This is a genomic window from Streptomyces gilvus, from assembly GCF_022513565.1.
GTDB lineage: Bacteria > Actinomycetota > Actinomycetes > Streptomycetales > Streptomycetaceae > Streptomyces > Streptomyces gilvus.
This window is the reverse complement of sequence record NZ_JAKWBE010000002.1, coordinates 292,768-308,485: the sequence shown is the minus strand read 5'-3', so window position 1 is coordinate 308,485 and position 15,718 is coordinate 292,768. Positions and strand designations below refer to the sequence as shown.

Below are 15,718 nucleotides of genomic sequence, written 5' to 3'. Positions count from 1 at the left end.
CCTCCGGCGGGAGGGCCGGGCCGCACCGCGTCCGCGGGCTCAGCGCGCCCGCAGCAGCAACAGCGCGACGTCGTCGAGCCGTTCGCGGGACCCGGCGTCGTACCGCACCAGATGGTCGGCCAGCTCCTCCAGCGGCAGCTCCCCGGCCTCCCCGAGCCGCTCCCCGAGTTCCGCCAGCGCGTCCTCGATGTCCACGCCCGGCGACTCGATCAGCCCGTCGGTGTACAGCGCGAGCACCGAGCCGGGTGGCAGGCCCACCTCCGTCGTCGGGTAGACGGCGCCGCCGTCGATGCCGAGCAGCGGTCCGCCGGCCAGGTTGAGCACCCGTACCCGCCCGTCCGGACGCCGCAGCAGCGGCGGCGGATGACCGGCCCGGGCCATCACGGCCCGTCCGCGCGCCGGATCCAGCCGCAGATACAGACAACTGGCGAACAGGTCGGCGCCCAGATCGATCAGCAGCCGGTTCGTGCTGCGCATGACCTCCGCCGGAGCCTGTCCCACGGTCGTGTAGGCCCGCACGGCGGTGCGGAGCTGGCCCATCAGCCCGGCCGCGGTCACGTTGTGCCCCTGCACGTCCCCGATCACCGCGGCCGCCACGCCCTGTGTGGGCACCAGGTCGTAGAAGTCGCCGCCGATCTCCATGCCCTGGGTGGCGGGCAGATAGCGCGAGGCCGCCTCGACGCCGGGCAGCGCGGGCAGCGAGTGCGGCAGCAGGGCCTGTTGCAGACCGTGCGCCAGCCGGTGCTTGGCGTCGTACAGCAGGGCCCGCTCCAGGGCCTGCGCGATCAGACCGCCCAGGCTGGTGAGCACCGCCCGCTCGTCCGCGGGGAACGGGTGCGGCTCGGCATAGGCGAGCAGACAGGTGCCCACCGGCCTGCCGGACGCGATCAGCGGAAGGTACGCCCAGGCCTCGAAGCCGTCCGGGGGCGCCTGCACCGACGGGTACAGCCGCTCCAGCTCCTCACGGGAGGCGAAGAACGCGGGCACCCCGGTGGTCAGCGCGTGCGTGCCCGGTGTCTGCCGGGCCAGCGGCAGCCCGTCGAACCGCTCCACGATCCGAGCGTCCGGATACCCGCGATGGCCCAGCACGTGCAGCCGCCCCGCCCGGGAACCGAGGACGACCAGCGCCTGACTGCCGACGGCCGGCGCGATCTCGTCCGCGACCAGCTGCACCACGTCCTGCACCCCCACCGCCTCGGTGAGCGCTCCCGCCAGCGTCAGCACCTGCGAGATGGTGACCAGCCGGGAGGGCGCGTCGCCGGGCTGCGGACCGGCCCGGTTCATCTCCGTGACCGCGCGCGCCCGGGTCACCCGCACGCTCAGCCCGGTCGTGTTCGGATACATCCGGAACGACAGCCAGTCCCCGGGCGGCCGCAGCGCCACGAACGACGTCGTGTGCTGGCTGAGCAGCGCCGCGCGGTAACGGTCCTCGTAGACCGGGTCGTTGAGCCAGGGCACCGAGGCCCACAGCTGGTTGCCCAGCAGTCTGCTGACCGGCACACCGATCAGCTCGGCGGCCGCCGGGTTGGCGTAACCGACCCGGCCGTGCAGATCGAGGGAGCACAGCCCGTACGGCAGCCTGGACACCATCCGCGCCGCCTCCACGGTGCCCAGCGTGCCGGCCGCCCCGGCCACCACCGGCGTGGCGAGCAGATCGGGCTCCGGCAGCGGCGGACGGCTCTCCTGGAGGGCGCGTTCCAGCCGCAGCGCCAGCCGGTCGCAGGCCGCCGTGAGATGGTCCCGCTCCCGGTCCGACAGCTCCGGCGGATGGGAGCCGGGCCAGGTCACGAAGACCGCGCCGTACGCCGTCGACTCGGTCGCCACCGGAACGGCCGCCAGCGCGAAGGGGTACGGCAGCACCACCGCGATCCGGGGATAGCGGACCGCCATGTCCTCCTCGCCGCCCACCCACACCAGCCGCCGCTCGCGCAGCGCGTCGGCGACCGGGATCGGCGCGCTCAGCCCCACCCGCTCCCACGGCGCCGCGAACGCCCGCGGCAATCCCGCCATCACGGCCATCTCCAGCACCGGCTCACCGGACGCCAGCAGATACACCGCGCCGGAGTGCGCGTGCACCTCGTCCATCATCGAGGCGAGCGCCAGCGACAGCAGTGGTCGCCCCACCCGCGTCCGTACGGTCGCCGGCGCCTGGGCGGCGGCCCCCTGCCCGTCGGACACGCCGACCACCTCCTCGCCCGGCTCGGCGGCGGGTCCCAGGGATCAAATCTGCCCCCTGCGGAGCGGACGCGCACGGCGAGCGGGGTGGGGCGGCGCCTTGGCGAGGTCCATGGACAGCCGCATCATCTGGTGCCCGGGGAAGGCAAGTCGGCCCTCGTACGCCCTCGCGTACCAGCCGAGCCCGGCGATCTGCTCGGCGAGCCGTCGCTCGCCGGCGTCCGGTGCCGTGGTGCGGCCGAGGTGCAGGATCATTCCGGCGCGGCCCTGGAAGAGGCCGGGGGCTGGGCGTAGCAGCGTGAGGTGGCGGCGGTGAGGATGCCGGCGCGCCTTGTCGAACCCGGCGTCAAAGGAAGTACGGCCCCGCGCAGCCCTTCAGCAGGGCGCCGAGCCTCTTCCAGCCCTGCGCCGGCCCGGAGACCGGACTGCCGTCCGCCCGGAGCGGCGTCGGCGTCAGCCAGTCCCCGGTCCGCGCAGCGTCCCAGCCCTCGGGAACCTCGCGGCGGGCCGTCGCGAACAGGGCGGTGCCCTGCTCACCGGCCGCGGCGAGCCGGTCCGGCGTGTCGTGGAAGTGTCTGTCCGCGAGGGGCGTACACCTCGTACCGCTTGTCCATGGATCCCCTTCCGTGGCCCCGCAGCGAGGCTTCCAGCCGGGGCAGGGCCGCGGACAGTCACCTGTGTCACGAGGTCGCCGTGCGGTACGCACGCGTCAAGACATGTTCGGTCTCGTTCGACTCGACACGCCTTGTGACCTCCACGGAACGCTCACAGGGGCTGCGCGCCACTCTCATACGCGCTGTAATTGCGGACGTGGTCACTGAGGGCGGCGACGGACGCAGAACGAGGACGCTGCGTGCCGAAGGTGCCCTGAAAGCGCTCGCCTCCGGTCCGGGCCCGCAGGAGCGGGTGCACCGGATCCTGGAACAGGCGCTCGTCTTCGCGGGCGCGGCCTTCGCCGCGCTGTACACGCCCGCCGAGGACGGCGACGCCCTGTGCCTGGTGGAGTCGGCGGGCGTGCCCAGGACACTGTTCGGGCTGCGCGACAGCTATCCCCGTTCCGGGCACTCCCCGGTCGCGGACGCCCATCGCTCGGGCGGTGCGGTGTGGCTGGGGCCCAAGGAACTCGCCGAGGGCGCCCAGGCGCGACGGACACCGGCCGGCGACTTCTTCCTCGCGGTGCTGCCCGCGCGCGGGGACGACGGCGGCGGCTGTCTGCTGGCCGTGAGCGAGCGGCCCGACGGGTTCGACACCGAGGACCGCAAGTGTCTGGAGCTGATCGCCGACGCCGTCGCACCGCCCGCCCCGCCCCGCGCCGCCGAGGGCGGTGAACTGCCGACGGGCGCCTTCAGCCTCGCCATGGACTCCGGCCGGGTCGAGGTCGGCGACGACATCCTGGAGCTGTTCGCCCTCACCCGCGGCGAGTTCGACGGCAAGGTCGAGACCCTGCTGGGCCTGACGGTGCCCGAGGACCTGCCCTCGCTGATGTCGGTGGTGGAGGCCGACCACATGTCCATCGGCGAGCGAGAGCTGGAGTTCCGGGTGCTGCAGCCCTCGGGGCCGCCGAAGTGGCTGCGGCTGCGCGGGCGGCTGCTGCCCGGCGGCGAGGGCCGGGCCGCCCGGCTCGTCGGCACCGTGGCCGACGCCTCCAAGCTGCGCTCCGACGTCACCGACGTGGCCCGCGTCCAGCGGCTGGCCGCCGCCCTCGCCACCGCCGGCACGGTCCGTGACGTCAGCCAGGCCGTGGTCTCCGCGCTGCGCAAGCCGCTCAGGGCCGACCGGATCGCGCTCGCCGAGCTGGAGGGCGAGCGGCTCATCGTGACCGTCCTGGACCCGCCCGAGCCGGAGACCTGGCCCGAGCTGTGGCGTCTGGAGTGGCGCGGCGAGTGGCCCGACGCGCCGGTGCGGGCCATGCCCACTCTCGCCTCCGCCCTGCGCGAGGGCCGCGCCCAGATCTGGCCCGTGGGCACGGCCCTGGAGCCCGCGCTCGCCGAGGTCGGCCCGGGCGGCCTGGCCGTGCTGCCGCTGCCCGCCGGCAACCGCATGGCCGGCGCCTGTCTGATCGGCTGGGACGCCCCGCACGACTTCGGCCCCGACGAACGCGCCCTGCTCACGGCCTCCGCCGGCCTCGCCGGACAGGCCCTGATGCGCGCCCACGCCTTCGACGCCGAGCACGAACTGGTCGGCATGCTCCAGCGCCAGCTGCTCCCGCGCCGCCTGCCCGAGCTGCCCGGCGCGGTCGCCGTCGCCCGCTATCTGCCCGCCACGGCCGGCCTGGAGGTCGGCGGCGACTGGTACGACGTGATCCCGCTGCCGGACAACCACGTCGCCCTGATCATCGGCGACGTGCAGGGCCACAGCACCGCCGCCGCGACCCTCATGGGCCAGATGCGCACCGCCCTGCGGGCCTACGCCGTCGAGGGACACCCGCCGGACGTCGTCGTCTCCCACGCCAACCGGCTGCTGACCGACATGGAGACCGACCTCTTCGCGACCTGCTGCTACGTCGACGTCGACATGGAGGAGGGCTCCGCCTGGTACGTCCGGGCGGGCCATCTGCCGCCCGTGGTGCGCCATCCCGACGGCACCACGGAGGTCCCCGACACGGACGTCGGCCCACCGCTCGGCGTCGTGAGCCAGGCCGACTTCCCGCTCAGCGTGCTGCGTCTGCGGCCCGGCACGGTGATCGCCCTGACCACGGACGGCCTCGTCGAGTCCGCCGACGCCGACATCGACCTCGGCATCGGCCGGCTGGCCGACGAACTGTCCGTGTCGGACCCCGCCCACCTCGGCCTGGTCGCCGACGCCCTGCTGGACAACGCCCAGCGCAACGACGACATCGCCCTGCTCCTGCTGCGCTACGACGGCATGACGCTGCGCCCGCTGCGCGAGAGCTGGACGATCTGGCGGGTCCCCGAGGCCGTCGGACACGCCCGCCGCTTCACCCGCCGCACCATGCGGGCCTGGGGCGTGCCCCGGGACGACATCGACACCGTGCTGCTCGTCGTGTCCGAGCTCGTCACCAACGCCCTCGTGCACACCGACGGCCAGGTCCGCCTGGACCTCACCCTCCTCGACAACCGGCTGCGCGTGTCGGTCGCCGACACCTCGCCCCGTACGCCGGTCAAGCCGACCAGCATCGGCTGGGAGGCCACCGGCGGCCGGGGCATCCTGCTGGTCGAGGCGATGTCGGAGACATGGGGAGCGGTGCCGGTCAGCGGGGGCAAGCAGGTCTGGGCGGAGCTGCCGGTCAGCCGTCCGTGACGTTGGCCGTGATCAGCCGGAGCAGCCGCTTGGCCGGCGCGTCCTGCTCGGGAGTCAGACCCATGGCGTCGCCGATGGCCACGGGGACCGAGCGCGCCCGCTCCCGCAGGGCCGCGCCCTCGCGGGTGAGCCGGATGGCGACGGACCGCTCGTCCTCCGCGCGTCGCTCCCGGCGCAGCAGCGGGCACGGATCACCGCCTCGCCGCTGCGGGCGTCCACCGAGCAGCCGGCCGGGCTGCCCCCGGCCCTGGTCATCACCGGCGAGGCGGACGTCCTGCGGGACGAGGGAGAGGCCTACGCCAACAAGCTGCGCGAGGCCGGAGTCCCCGTGACCGCCGTGCGCTACGAGGGCATCATCCACGACTTCGTGATGCTCGACGCCCTGCGCGAGACCCATGCCGCCGAGGCCGATGGCGTCCCGCCGAGTGGTGTAGCCGATCAAGCCGGCGGAATCCGCAGGTCGCGGCCCGAATCGCCCTCGCCGGCGGCCCTGTTGGAGCTCGCCGAGCCGGGACCAGCGGTGATCGCACGACGGACCGCAGCGGCACGTACCGGACGGCTCCGAAGCGGAGGCGACGGACCGGTGATCGGCTACACCACGACGGGGGACACGACCCCGAGGCCGCCATCAACCAGGCCGTCGCCACCCTGCGCACCGCGCTCAACGCCGCCTGACCACCGCCGCACCGGGGTACCCGGGGCCCGGACGGCGACGACCGGCGTCGCCGTCCGGACACCGATCCCGGGCGAAGGAGAGGTACCCCATGCCCCAGCACGTCAGCGACATCATGACCGCCGACCCGGTCACGGTGGAGCCGCAGACCTCCGTGACGGCGGTGGCCCGCCTCATGCGCGACCAGGATCTCGGCGCCGTCCTGGTCACCGACGGCGACCGGCTGCGCGGCCTGGTCACCGACCGCGACCTCGTGGTCCGCGCGCTCGCCGAGGGCGGCGACCCCGAGCAGACCACCGTGGCCGGCGCCTGCAGCGACGACCTGGTCACCGTGGCCCCCGACGACGACCTCGACCGCGCCATCCGCCTGATGCGCGAACACGCCGTACGCCGGGTACCGGTCGTCGACCACGGCCGGCCCGTCGGCATCGTCTCCCTCGGCGACGCGGCCATGGAACGTGACCCCGGGTCGGCCCTCGGGGACATCAGCGCGGCGAAGCCCAACGACTGAGCGACACCCGAACGGGGGTTCCGCCCGACACCCACGGGTGTTTTCCGCCTTCCCGCTGCTCACCACCGCCTCCGCGTGGGATGAACACTCCGGCGGCGCGGAGCAGGGAGGCGGTCGGGCGTGGAGCGCACGAGGAGACATCCCGGGGAGCGGCTGGCCGACGCCGCCGACGCCCGTCTGCCCGTCCTCGACGGCGGCGGCGCACTGCTGCGCAAGGCCTTCCCCGACCACTGGTCCTTCCTGCTCGGCGAACTCGCCCTCTACAGCCTGCTCGTGCTGCTCCTGACCGGGGTGTGGCTCACGTTCTTCTTCCATCCGGAGATGCGTGAGGTGGTCTACGCCGGCTCGTACGTCCCCCTGCGGGGCGTGCGCATGTCGGAGGCCTTCGACTCCACCCTGCACATCAGCTTCGACATCCGCGGCGGACTGCTGATGCGGCAGACGCACCACTGGGCGGCCCTCGTCTTCGTCGCCGCGATCGGCCTGCACCTGCTGCGGATCTTCTTCACCGGGGCCTTCCGCCGGCCCCGCGAGGCCAACTGGATCATCGGCCTCACCCTGTTCGTGCTCGCCCTCGCCGAGGGCTTCGCGGGCTACTCGCTCCCCGACGACCTGCTGTCCGGCACGGGACTGCGCATCGCCCAGGGCATCATGCTGTCGATCCCCGTCGTCGGCACCTACGTGGCCATGTTCGTCTTCGGCGGCCAGTATCCCGGCCACGAGATCATCAGCCGTCTGTACTCCCTGCACATCCTCCTGCTGCCGGGCGCGCTGGTCGGTCTCGTCACCGTGCACCTCATCCTCGTCTTCCACCTCAAGCACACCCAGTGGCGTGGCCCGGGCCGCACCAACGACAACGCCGTCGGCAAACCGCTCTACCCGCAGTTCAGCGCCTCCTCCGGCGGCCTGTCCCTGATCGTCTTCGGCGTCCTCGCGCTGCTCGGCGGCCTCGCCCAGATCAACCCCGTGTGGACCTACGGCCCCTACCGCCCCGACCAGGCGTCCACCGGCTCCCAGCCCGACTGGTACGTCGGCTTCCTGGAAGGGGCGCTGCGACTCGTACCCCCGTGGGAGACCGATCTCTGGGGCCACACTCTGATGTGGAACGTCCTGCTCCCCGCGGTCGTCCTGCCCGCGCTGCTCTTCCTCGTCCTGTACCTCTACCCGTTCGCCGAGCAGCGCCTGACCGGCGAGGGACACCAGGAACGCCATCTGTGCGACCGCCCCCGCGACCGCCCCGTCCGTACGGCGCTGGGCGTCGCCGGCATCACCTTCTACGGCGTGCTGCTGCTGGCCGGCGGCAACGACGTCGTGGCGCAGTCCTTCCGCATCTCCGTGAACACCCTGACCTGGATCCTGCGCATCGCCCTCGTCCTGGCGCCCGTCGCCGCCTTCCTGGTGACCCGGCGGCTGTGCCACGCCCTCGCCCACGCCGAACAGGAACGGCTCGTGGAGGGCGTGGAGAGCGGCGAGGTGCGCCAGAGCGTCGAGGGCGGCTACGAGAGCGACCACCACCCGGTCACGGACTTCCGGCCCGGCGCCCCGCGAGCCCCTCTCACTCCGGCGGACCGGAGCCCCGGTCCACGTACTGGAACACGAAGCCCGCAACGCCCCGGGCCAGCACCACGAGGCCGATGAGGAACAGCCACAGCCCGTAGACCACACCGGTCGCCGTCAGCGCGAAGCCGAACGCCGTGACGACCGGCCACCGAGAATCCGGCGGGAAGAACTCCAACGGCCCGGCGCCGTCGGCTACTTCGGCATCGGTGCGGTCCTGGGGCCGGCGCCCCTTGCGCCGGTACTGCACCGCCGTGAAGAACGAGATCAGCGCGGCCATCAGAAAGGCGACGACGAGCACCGCCGAGCCGGCCGGCTCCCGCGCCCACCAGCCGTACAACGCGGCGCTTCCCGCGAAGAACAGCGCCACGCCCCCGAAGAACAACGACTCGGTCTTCACCGCAGACCCTCCTCGCTCGCCCACCGCACGACCGCGGGATGGTGCGCGTCGAACGCCGGAGACTCCGAGCGCACCCGCGGCAGCGCCACGAAGTTGTGCCGTGGCGGCGGGCAGGCCGTCGCCCACTCCAGCCCGCGCCCGTAGCCCCAGGGGTCGTCCACGGCGACCCGCTGTCCGTGCCGGGCGGTGCGCCAGACGTTGTAGAGGAACGGCAGGGTGGAGACGCCCAGCAGGAACGCTCCCACGGACGACAGGGTGTTGAGGAGCGTGAAGCCGTCGCTGGGGAGATAGTCGGCGTACCGGCGGGGCATGCCCGCCTCGCCCAGCCAGTGCTGCACCAGGAACGTGAGCTGGAAGGCCGGGAACAGCAGCCAGAAGTGCACCTTGCCCAGCCGCTCGTCGAGCATCCTCCCGGTGAACTTGGGCCACCAGAAGTAGAACCCGGCGAACATCGCGAAGACCACGGTGCCGAACAGCACGTAGTGCAGGTGCGCCACGATGAAGTAGCTGTCGGTCAGGTGGAAGTCGAGCGGCGGGGACGCGATGAGCACCCCGCTCAACCCGCCCAGCAGGAACGACACCAGAAAGCCGGACGCCCACAGCATCGGCGTCTCGAACGACAGCGAACCACCGCGCATGGTGCCGATCCACGCGAAGAACTTGATGCCGGTGGGCACCGCGATCAGGAACGACATCACCGAGAAGAACGGCAGCAGCACCGCCCCCGTGGCGAACATGTGGTGCGCCCACACCACCGCGGACAGCATGGTGATCGCGATGGTCGCGCCGATCATCGGCAGATACCCGAACAACGGCTTGCGGGAGAACACCGGGATGATCTCCGAGATGATCCCGAAGAACGGCAGCGCCACGATGTACACCTCGGGATGCCCGAAGAACCAGAACAGGTGCTGCCACAGCAACGCCCCGCCGTTCGCCGCGTCGAAGACGTGCGCCCCGAACTTCCGGTCCGCCTCCAGGCCCAGCAGGGCCGCCGTCAGGACCGGGAAGGCGGGCAGCACCAGGATCGACGTGAACAGCACGTTCCAGGTGAAGATCGGCATCCGGAACATCGTCATGCCCGGAGCCCGCAGACACAGGATGGTCGCGATGAAGTTCACCGCGCCCAGCGTTGTCGACACACCGGTCACCACCAGGCCCATCACCCACAGGTCACCGCCCGCGCCGGGGGAGTGGTAGGCGCTGTTGAGCGGGGCGTACGCGAACCAGCCGAAGGCCGCCGCGCCCCCCGGCACCACGAAGCCCGAGACGACCATCACCCCGCCGAAGAGGTACATCCAGTACGACAGCGCGTTCAGCCGCGGGAACGCGACGTCCGGGGCGCCGATCTGCAACGGCATCACCGCGTTCGCGAAGCCGGCGAACATCGGTGTCGCGAACAGCAGCATCATGACGGTGCCGTGGATCGTGAAGAGCTGGTTGTAGGTCTGCTCGTTCATGAACTGCATCCCCGGACGGGCCAGTTCGGCCCGCATGGCGAGCGCCAGCAGCCCGGCGAACAGGAAGAAGCAGAAGCCCGTGACCATGTACAGGCGTCCGATCACCTTGTGGTCGGTCGTCGAGGTCCAGCGCAGCAGCGAGGCGCCGAGCGCGTTGTGGGAGGCGCCGGCCTCCTGGGCGGAATGTTCCGACAGATGCGTCATTGTCCTCCTCCAGCGGCCGCCGCGACGCTACCGCCGTGGCACGGCGGCACCTTCGCGCCACGCCTTGCTGTGGGCCGTCAGCGTGGCGTTTGGCGCCCGCGCCGCCGGGGACCCGGTCGGGGAGGAACGAGGCAGAAGGAAGATGAACCCCCGTGACGACGCAGACGAGTGAGAAGGCCGTACTCCGCCGCCCCGAGACCGGCTGGTCGAAGGCCAGGCGACTGCGGGGCAAGGCAGCCCTGCGCACCTGCGTCCCGGCCGTCCTCGACGCCGGGACCACCCGAACGGACCAGTGCGGTCCGGAGGGAAACATCGTGCGGGGCGAGGACTGAGCGGCCCGTCGAACAGCGCCGGCGAGCGTCACGACATGGGATCCGGCGCGGGGACGACGACTTCGTGATGGGCCTGGGCGACGACTTCGTGCTCGGTGGCATGTGCGGATCCGTCGGTGACAGCGGGTTCGACACGAGGTGGCCGACGAGTTTCCCGAAGAAGTCATGATTGGGCGGAACGGCTTGGCTCACAGCGCGTACAGAGGTAGGTTCGTCGGCACGATGATCGCCCCGGAGCCGCGCCGCGAGCCCCGGGGTGTCGTCGGCGACCTGCGCGGGCAGCCGGCCTGGAGCGGCGCCGGTGCCCCTGTTGCACCAAGCACTTTCCCGGATCCGCAAGGAGTCCCTTCGTGAATCGCCATGAGTTCCTGCGGGAGCTGCACAAGGCCACAGCCAACCGCAACTACCTGGAGATCGGAGTCAACGACGGCCGCAGCCTGAAGCTGTCGCGCGTCCCCAGCATCGCGATCGACCCCGCCTTCAAGGTGGTCACCGAGCTCAAGGTCGACGTCCACCTGGTGCGGGCGACCAGCGACGACTTCTTCGCCCGCGAGAACCCCCTCGCTCACCTCCGCAGCGGCCGCCACCCCGTGCGCAACCTGCGCCGTGGCCGCAGCCCGCTCGGCTACTGGCGGCGCACCACCCTCGACCTGTCGTTCATCGACGGCATGCACCTGTTCGAGTACGCGCTGCGCGACTTCATGAACGTCGAGAAGCACTCCGACTGGGCCAGCGTGATCGCCTTCGACGACATGCTGCCGCGCAGCGTCGACGAGGCGGCCCGCGACCGGCACACCCAGTACTGGACCGGGGACGTCTACAAGGTCATCGAGATCCTGGCGCGCTACCGCCCCGACCTCACGATGGTGCTGGTCGACACCCAGCCCACCGGTCAGCTGGTCGTCTTCGGCGCGGACCACGAGAACACGGTGCTGAAGGACAAGTACGACGAGATCATGGCCGAGTTCAACGTCCCGGACCCGCAGAAGGTGCCCGAGGCGATCCTGGAGCGGGTGAAGGCGGTCAAGCCGGAGACGCTGCTGGAGGCGGACTTCTGGGCCCCGCTGGTGCGGGCCCGCAACCTGGGCCTGAGCCGCAAGCGCGGCCTGGACGCACTGCGCAAGGCCCTGGAGCCGTTCGCCGTCAGCCGCTGACCCGCTCGGGTGTCCGCTGCGCGCCGCGCCCCAGGATCGCGGCGAGTGCGCGCCTCGCCCCGCGGACCGGCCGGCGCAGGGGCGAGGCGCGCGGGTGCGGACGGTCCTGACCGTGAGCGCGTCCGCGTGCGGCGCGAGCGGCAGCGGCAGGAAGCGCCGGTCGACGGCCCCGGGAGCCGCGCACAGGGCGGCGCGCTACAGCGCGCCGCTCAGCTCGTCGGCCGGCAGGTCGGCCCATGGTCCACCCGCCCAGCCCGACCCGGGCGTAGGTGTCCCACGGCCCGGCGTGCAGCGGGCGGTCGGCCGCCGCGCGGGCCGGGTCGACGGCGGCCGTGGCCCGCAGCACCAGCCGGACGTTCCGGCTGTCCTCGACCGGCACGATCTCCCGGATGACCTCGACCGGCTGGAAGTGCCGGGCACCGCTGGAGCGCTCGCGCACCAGCAGGTCGAAGGAGGCCTTGCCGAACCGTCCGACGGCGGCACCCACCCTCGGGATCGTGCACCGGGACGATGACACTGGCCTTGACCGGCATCGGGCTTCCGAGCCCCCTCGGGTCGTTCGCCGTGTGTGGTGCGGTGGCCGGATGGCAACCCGATCCAGGGGCCCGTCCCACCGCGCCCCGCGCTGATCGTTTCGCCGGATCGGCTCACCTGTGCGTCTTGGTAAGGAGTTCCAGGATCTCGTCCGTGGTGCCGGTCTCGCCCAGGCGGGGGAAGATCCGCTCGACGCTCGACCGGTGGGCCTCCGGGTCGAGGTCGCTCATCGCGTCGGTGGCGAGGGTGACGTGGTAGCCGTGCTCGTGTGCGGCGCGCGCGGTGGACTCCACGCCGATGCTGGTGGCCACCCCCGTCAGCACGATCTGCGTGACGCCGCGCCGGCGCAGCTGGACGTCGAGGTCGGTGCCGTGGAAGGCGCCCCAGTTGCGCTTGGTGACGAGGATGTCGCCGGGGTGACCGGCGAGTTCACCGACGATCTCGTCCCAGCCCGCCGGGCGTGGGCCGCCCGGACGGGAGGTCTCGGTGCGGCCGGGGACCGCGTCCGCGCCGTCGGCGGCGAAGGAGACCCGCACCAGGACCACCGGCAGGTCGCGGGCGCGGAAGGCGTCGGCGAGCCGGACCGTGCGGTCGACGACCTCGGCGGTGGTGTACGGCTGCGTGGTGGCGCCGACGACCCCGGCCTGGAGGTCGATCACGACGAGGGCGGTGCGGGGGTCGAGGGCGGTGACGGTCATGGGTCAGGCCTTTCGGGGAGGTTCGGGTGTGCTTCAGAGGCGGCCGGTAGGCGACAGCCACGTTGGTTTCACGGCTTGGTCAGCCGCTCCAGCAGCGTCAGCCCTTCGAGAACCGTGCGCCGCTCGTCCTCGGTGTACCGGTCCTGCAGAGCCCGGCTGAGCCACTCCTCGCGCGCCTGGCGGTCGCCCTCGACGCGGAGGCGCCCGGCCTCGGTCAGGGTGACGAGCTGGCGGCGGCCGTCGTCCGGGTCGGGACTGCGGCGAATCAGGTCCTGCCGGTCGAGCGCTGAGAGCGTGGTCGCCATCGACTGCGGCCGTACCCCCTCGGCGGCGGCGAGGGCGCTGGCCGTGGCCGCGCCGTGCTTGGCGACCAGGGTGAGCGCGGAGACCTGCGGGGGAGTCAGCTGGTCGTCCTCCGCGATCTCCCTCAGACGGCGGCGCAGGCGGCTGAAGACGACCCGCAGATCCCGCGCTGCACGCGCGGCGGACTCGGAGATGCCCTCGGGAGCGCCGCTGGGCTGTGCATCCATGCCCTCACCGTAGAACCGTCAGCTGGAACTGTCCAGTTGAGGCTGAACAGTTTCGACTGCCGATATCTCGGGCCGGCAGCCGTCTAGGCTGGTCGCGTGCGTCTTCTGCTGATGTCCGACACCCACCTCCCGAAGCGCGCCAAGGAGCTCCCCGCCCCGCTCCTCGCGGAACTCCCGCGCGCGGACGTCGTCCTCCACGCCGGGGACTGGGTCGACACCGCCACCCTCGACCTGCTGGAGAGCCGCAGCCGACGGCTCGTGGCCGTGTACGGCAACAACGACGGACCCGAACTGCGCGCCCGGCTGCCCGAGGTGGCGTACGCCGAGATCGGCGGCCTGCGTTTCGGCGTCGTGCACGAGACGGGAGCCGCCCAGGGCCGCGAGACGCGCTGCGCCGCCCGCTTCCCGGATCTGGACGTGCTGGTCTTCGGGCACAGTCACATCCCGTGGGACACCACCGCCCCCGGCGGCCTGCGTCTGCTCAACCCGGGTTCACCGACCGACCGCCGCCGCCGGCCCCACTGCACGTACCTGACCGCTCAGGCCGCCGACGGGAAGCTCACGGACGTGGAACTGCACCGGCTGCCACCGAGGTGACGGACGGTTTCACCGCGAGGGCGAGGGGCACCCGGCACCCCTGCCCGGCAACGGCGTACGGGCCACTGTCAGACCTCCCTGTTACGACAGAAGCATGGCTGATACACCGGTAACGCTCCTCCGGCGCGCGGTCGGGACGGCCCGGCAGGCCGGTTCGCCGCGCACCGTCCTCGTCGTGATGTGCGCCGGCTACTTCCTGGTGCTGCTCGACGTCACCATCGTCAACGTCGCCCTGCCCGGCATCGGCGCGGCCCTGGGCACGGACGTCGGCGGCCTGCAGTGGGTGGTCGACGGCTACGCCCTGGCCCTCGCCTCCCTCATGCTGACCAGCGGGACGGCCGGAGACCTCCATGGGCACCGGCGGGTGGTGCTGGGCGGCCTGGTCGTCTTCGGCGCGGGCTCGCTCGCCTGCGGACTCGCCCCCGGTGTGCCCGTGTTGGTCGCGGCCCGGGTGGTGCAGGGCGTGGGGGCTGCCCTTCTGCTGCCGGGCACGCTGGCCATCATCAGCCGCGCCTTCCCCGACGACGCGGCCCGCGCGCGGGCGATCGGCGTCTGGGCGGGCATCGGCAGCCTGGCCCTCCCGGCCGGCCCGCTGCTCGGCGGCGCGCTCACCGACGCCTTCGGCTGGCGGGCGATCTTCCTGCTGAACGTGCCGATCGTGCTGGTGGCCCTGGTGTGGGCGGCGGCGATCGTCCGGGAGAGCCGGGAGGAGCGGGCCCGCCGCCTCGATGTGCCCGGCGTACTGCTGGGCAGCGTGCTGCTGCTGGCCGCGACGTACGCCTTCATCCAGGGCGGCCGCGCGGGCGCCGGCGCTCCGCAGGTCCTCGCGGCCGCGGCCGTGGCCGTCCTCGCGGTGCCCGCGCTGGCCGTGGCGGAGCTGCGGCGCGGGGACGACGCGATGCTGCCCGTCCCGCTGCTGCGCAGGCCCGCCTTCGACGCGGCGAACATCGCCGCCGGGATCATGAACCTGGGCACCCTCGGCACCCTGTTCGTGCTGATGCTGTTCCTCCAGTCGGTCCAGCACCGCTCGGCGCTGCTCGCCGGTCTGGCGGTGATCCCGCTGTTCGCCCCGCTCGCGGTCATCGCGCCCTTCGGGGGCCGCGTCACCAGCCGGATCGGTGCTCGCCTGCCGGCCACGGCCGGCCTGCTCGTGGCGGCCGCGGGTCTGGCGCTGCTGGCCCGCGCCGGTGCGCACTCGGGCTACCCGGTGCTGCTGCCGGCGTTCCTGCTGTGGGGCGTGGGCATGGGCCTGCTGACCCCGGCGGTCGTGGCCGCGGCCATCGCCGCCGTGCCAGGTGAACGGGCCGGGCTGGCCTCCGCGATGAACAACACCGCACGTCAGACCGGCGGCGCGATCGGCATCGCGGTGGCCGGGGCGGTCGCCGGGCAGCCCGGCGACGGGGAGCGGTTCGTGCGGGGATTCCACACCGTCGCGCTGGGAGCCGCCGGTCTGTACGCGGCCGCCGCGCTGGTGGCGCTGCTCATGCTTCCCGGGGCGCTGGTCCCGGGCCGGGAACGGTGATCCGCGAGGCGTGTCCCGACAAGGGTCCGGGCCGCTTCACGCGTTGGGAAGCGGCCCGGGCGCTGCGAGTGTGCGCTGTCACGGACCTCCTTCCCGCAGAGGTGCTGTGC

The 15,718-nt window shown here is 72.7% G+C and carries 13 protein-coding genes and 2 pseudogenes; 8 read left to right on the top strand and 7 right to left on the bottom strand.

Annotation, left to right across the window (positions count from 1 at the left end):
• Positions 1–39: 39 nt before the first annotated feature.
• Both MKW14_RS05565 and MKW14_RS05560 read right to left on the bottom strand, forming a co-directional pair.
• On the bottom strand, positions 40–2,187 hold the full coding sequence (locus MKW14_RS05565) for a PP2C family protein-serine/threonine phosphatase (RefSeq protein WP_240859331.1): 2,148 nt from the start codon (positions 2,185–2,187) through the stop codon (positions 40–42).
• A gap of 93 nt (positions 2,188–2,280) precedes the next feature.
• Positions 2,281–2,504: pseudogene (locus MKW14_RS05560) on the bottom strand (hypothetical protein); the annotation flags it as partial.
• A 481-nt stretch (positions 2,505–2,985) separates the two neighbouring features.
• Here MKW14_RS05560 and MKW14_RS05555 point away from each other — a divergent pair.
• The 4 genes and pseudogenes from MKW14_RS05555 (at position 2,986) to qcrB (ending at position 8,258) form a co-directional block, all read left to right on the top strand.
• Complete coding sequence (locus MKW14_RS05555) at positions 2,986–5,436, top strand: SpoIIE family protein phosphatase (protein WP_240859330.1); 2,451 nt, start codon at positions 2,986–2,988, stop codon at positions 5,434–5,436.
• Positions 5,437–5,479: 43 nt separating this feature from the next.
• Positions 5,480–5,746: pseudogene (locus tag MKW14_RS41830) on the top strand (alpha/beta hydrolase fold domain-containing protein); the annotation flags it as partial.
• A gap of 454 nt (positions 5,747–6,200) precedes the next feature.
• Positions 6,201–6,620, top strand: a complete 420-nt coding sequence (locus MKW14_RS05540; RefSeq protein ID WP_240859328.1) for a CBS domain-containing protein — start codon at positions 6,201–6,203, stop codon at positions 6,618–6,620.
• A 120-nt stretch (positions 6,621–6,740) separates the two neighbouring features.
• Positions 6,741–8,258, top strand: coding sequence for a cytochrome bc1 complex cytochrome b subunit (gene qcrB, locus MKW14_RS05535; RefSeq protein WP_240859327.1), 1,518 nt, complete (start codon positions 6,741–6,743; stop codon positions 8,256–8,258).
• Here the strand turns inward: qcrB and ctaF are convergent.
• Together ctaF and ctaD are read right to left on the bottom strand one after the other, a co-directional pair.
• The gene (ctaF, locus tag MKW14_RS05530) at positions 8,176–8,577 is read right to left on the bottom strand and encodes an aa3-type cytochrome oxidase subunit IV (protein ID WP_240859325.1); all 402 of its coding nucleotides are present in this window, start codon (positions 8,575–8,577) and stop codon (positions 8,176–8,178) included. The two genes, qcrB and ctaF, sit on opposite strands and share 83 nt — an antisense overlap.
• On the bottom strand, positions 8,574–10,241 hold the full coding sequence (gene ctaD, locus MKW14_RS05525) for an aa3-type cytochrome oxidase subunit I (RefSeq protein WP_240859324.1): 1,668 nt from the start codon (positions 10,239–10,241) through the stop codon (positions 8,574–8,576). Before ctaD ends, ctaF begins: the two co-directional genes overlap by 4 nt.
• 152 nt (positions 10,242–10,393) lie before the next feature.
• Between ctaD and MKW14_RS05520 the strand changes: the two genes are divergently transcribed.
• Positions 10,394–10,573 (top strand): hypothetical protein, encoded by a 180-nt coding sequence (locus MKW14_RS05520; RefSeq protein WP_208780476.1) that lies wholly within the window; start codon positions 10,394–10,396, stop codon positions 10,571–10,573.
• A 350-nt stretch (positions 10,574–10,923) separates the two neighbouring features.
• A complete protein-coding gene (locus MKW14_RS05515; protein WP_240859323.1) occupies positions 10,924–11,727 on the top strand; it encodes a class I SAM-dependent methyltransferase in 804 nt (267 codons plus the stop codon).
• Here the strand turns inward: MKW14_RS05515 and MKW14_RS05510 are convergent.
• The 3 genes from MKW14_RS05510 to MKW14_RS05500 all read right to left on the bottom strand — a co-directional run bounded on the left by MKW14_RS05510 (position 11,717) and on the right by MKW14_RS05500 (position 13,489).
• Positions 11,717–12,214, bottom strand: a complete 498-nt coding sequence (locus MKW14_RS05510) for a hypothetical protein (protein ID WP_240859673.1) — start codon at positions 12,212–12,214, stop codon at positions 11,717–11,719. The two genes, MKW14_RS05515 and MKW14_RS05510, sit on opposite strands and share 11 nt — an antisense overlap.
• 160 nt (positions 12,215–12,374) lie before the next feature.
• Positions 12,375–12,959 carry a hydrolase gene (locus MKW14_RS05505; protein ID WP_240859322.1) on the bottom strand — a complete coding sequence of 195 codons (585 nt, stop codon included), beginning with the start codon at positions 12,957–12,959 and terminating at the stop codon, positions 12,375–12,377.
• 68 nt (positions 12,960–13,027) lie between these two features.
• Positions 13,028–13,489 (bottom strand): MarR family winged helix-turn-helix transcriptional regulator, encoded by a 462-nt coding sequence (locus MKW14_RS05500; protein WP_240859321.1) that lies wholly within the window; start codon positions 13,487–13,489, stop codon positions 13,028–13,030.
• Between the two features lie 96 nt (positions 13,490–13,585).
• On the opposite strand from MKW14_RS05500, the gene MKW14_RS05495 reads away from it, so the two are divergent.
• Both MKW14_RS05495 and MKW14_RS05490 read left to right on the top strand, forming a co-directional pair.
• Positions 13,586–14,086, top strand: a complete 501-nt coding sequence (locus MKW14_RS05495) for a metallophosphoesterase family protein (protein WP_240859319.1) — start codon at positions 13,586–13,588, stop codon at positions 14,084–14,086.
• A 94-nt stretch (positions 14,087–14,180) separates the two neighbouring features.
• Complete coding sequence (locus tag MKW14_RS05490) at positions 14,181–15,608, top strand: MFS transporter (RefSeq protein ID WP_240859317.1); 1,428 nt, start codon at positions 14,181–14,183, stop codon at positions 15,606–15,608.
• Positions 15,609–15,718 lie beyond the last annotated feature (110 nt).

Coding starts and splice junctions, on each gene's coding strand:
- MKW14_RS05500 (WP_240859321.1), bottom strand. CDS start 13,489: ATGGATGCACAGCCCAGCGGCGCTCCCGAGGGCATCTCCGAGTCCGCC.
- MKW14_RS05540 (WP_240859328.1), top strand. CDS start 6,201: ATGCCCCAGCACGTCAGCGACATCATGACCGCCGACCCGGTCACGGTG.
- MKW14_RS05505 (WP_240859322.1), bottom strand. CDS start 12,959: ATGACCGTCACCGCCCTCGACCCCCGCACCGCCCTCGTCGTGATCGAC.
- ctaD (WP_240859324.1), bottom strand. CDS start 10,241: ATGACGCATCTGTCGGAACATTCCGCCCAGGAGGCCGGCGCCTCCCAC.
- MKW14_RS05490 (WP_240859317.1), top strand. CDS start 14,181: ATGGCTGATACACCGGTAACGCTCCTCCGGCGCGCGGTCGGGACGGCC.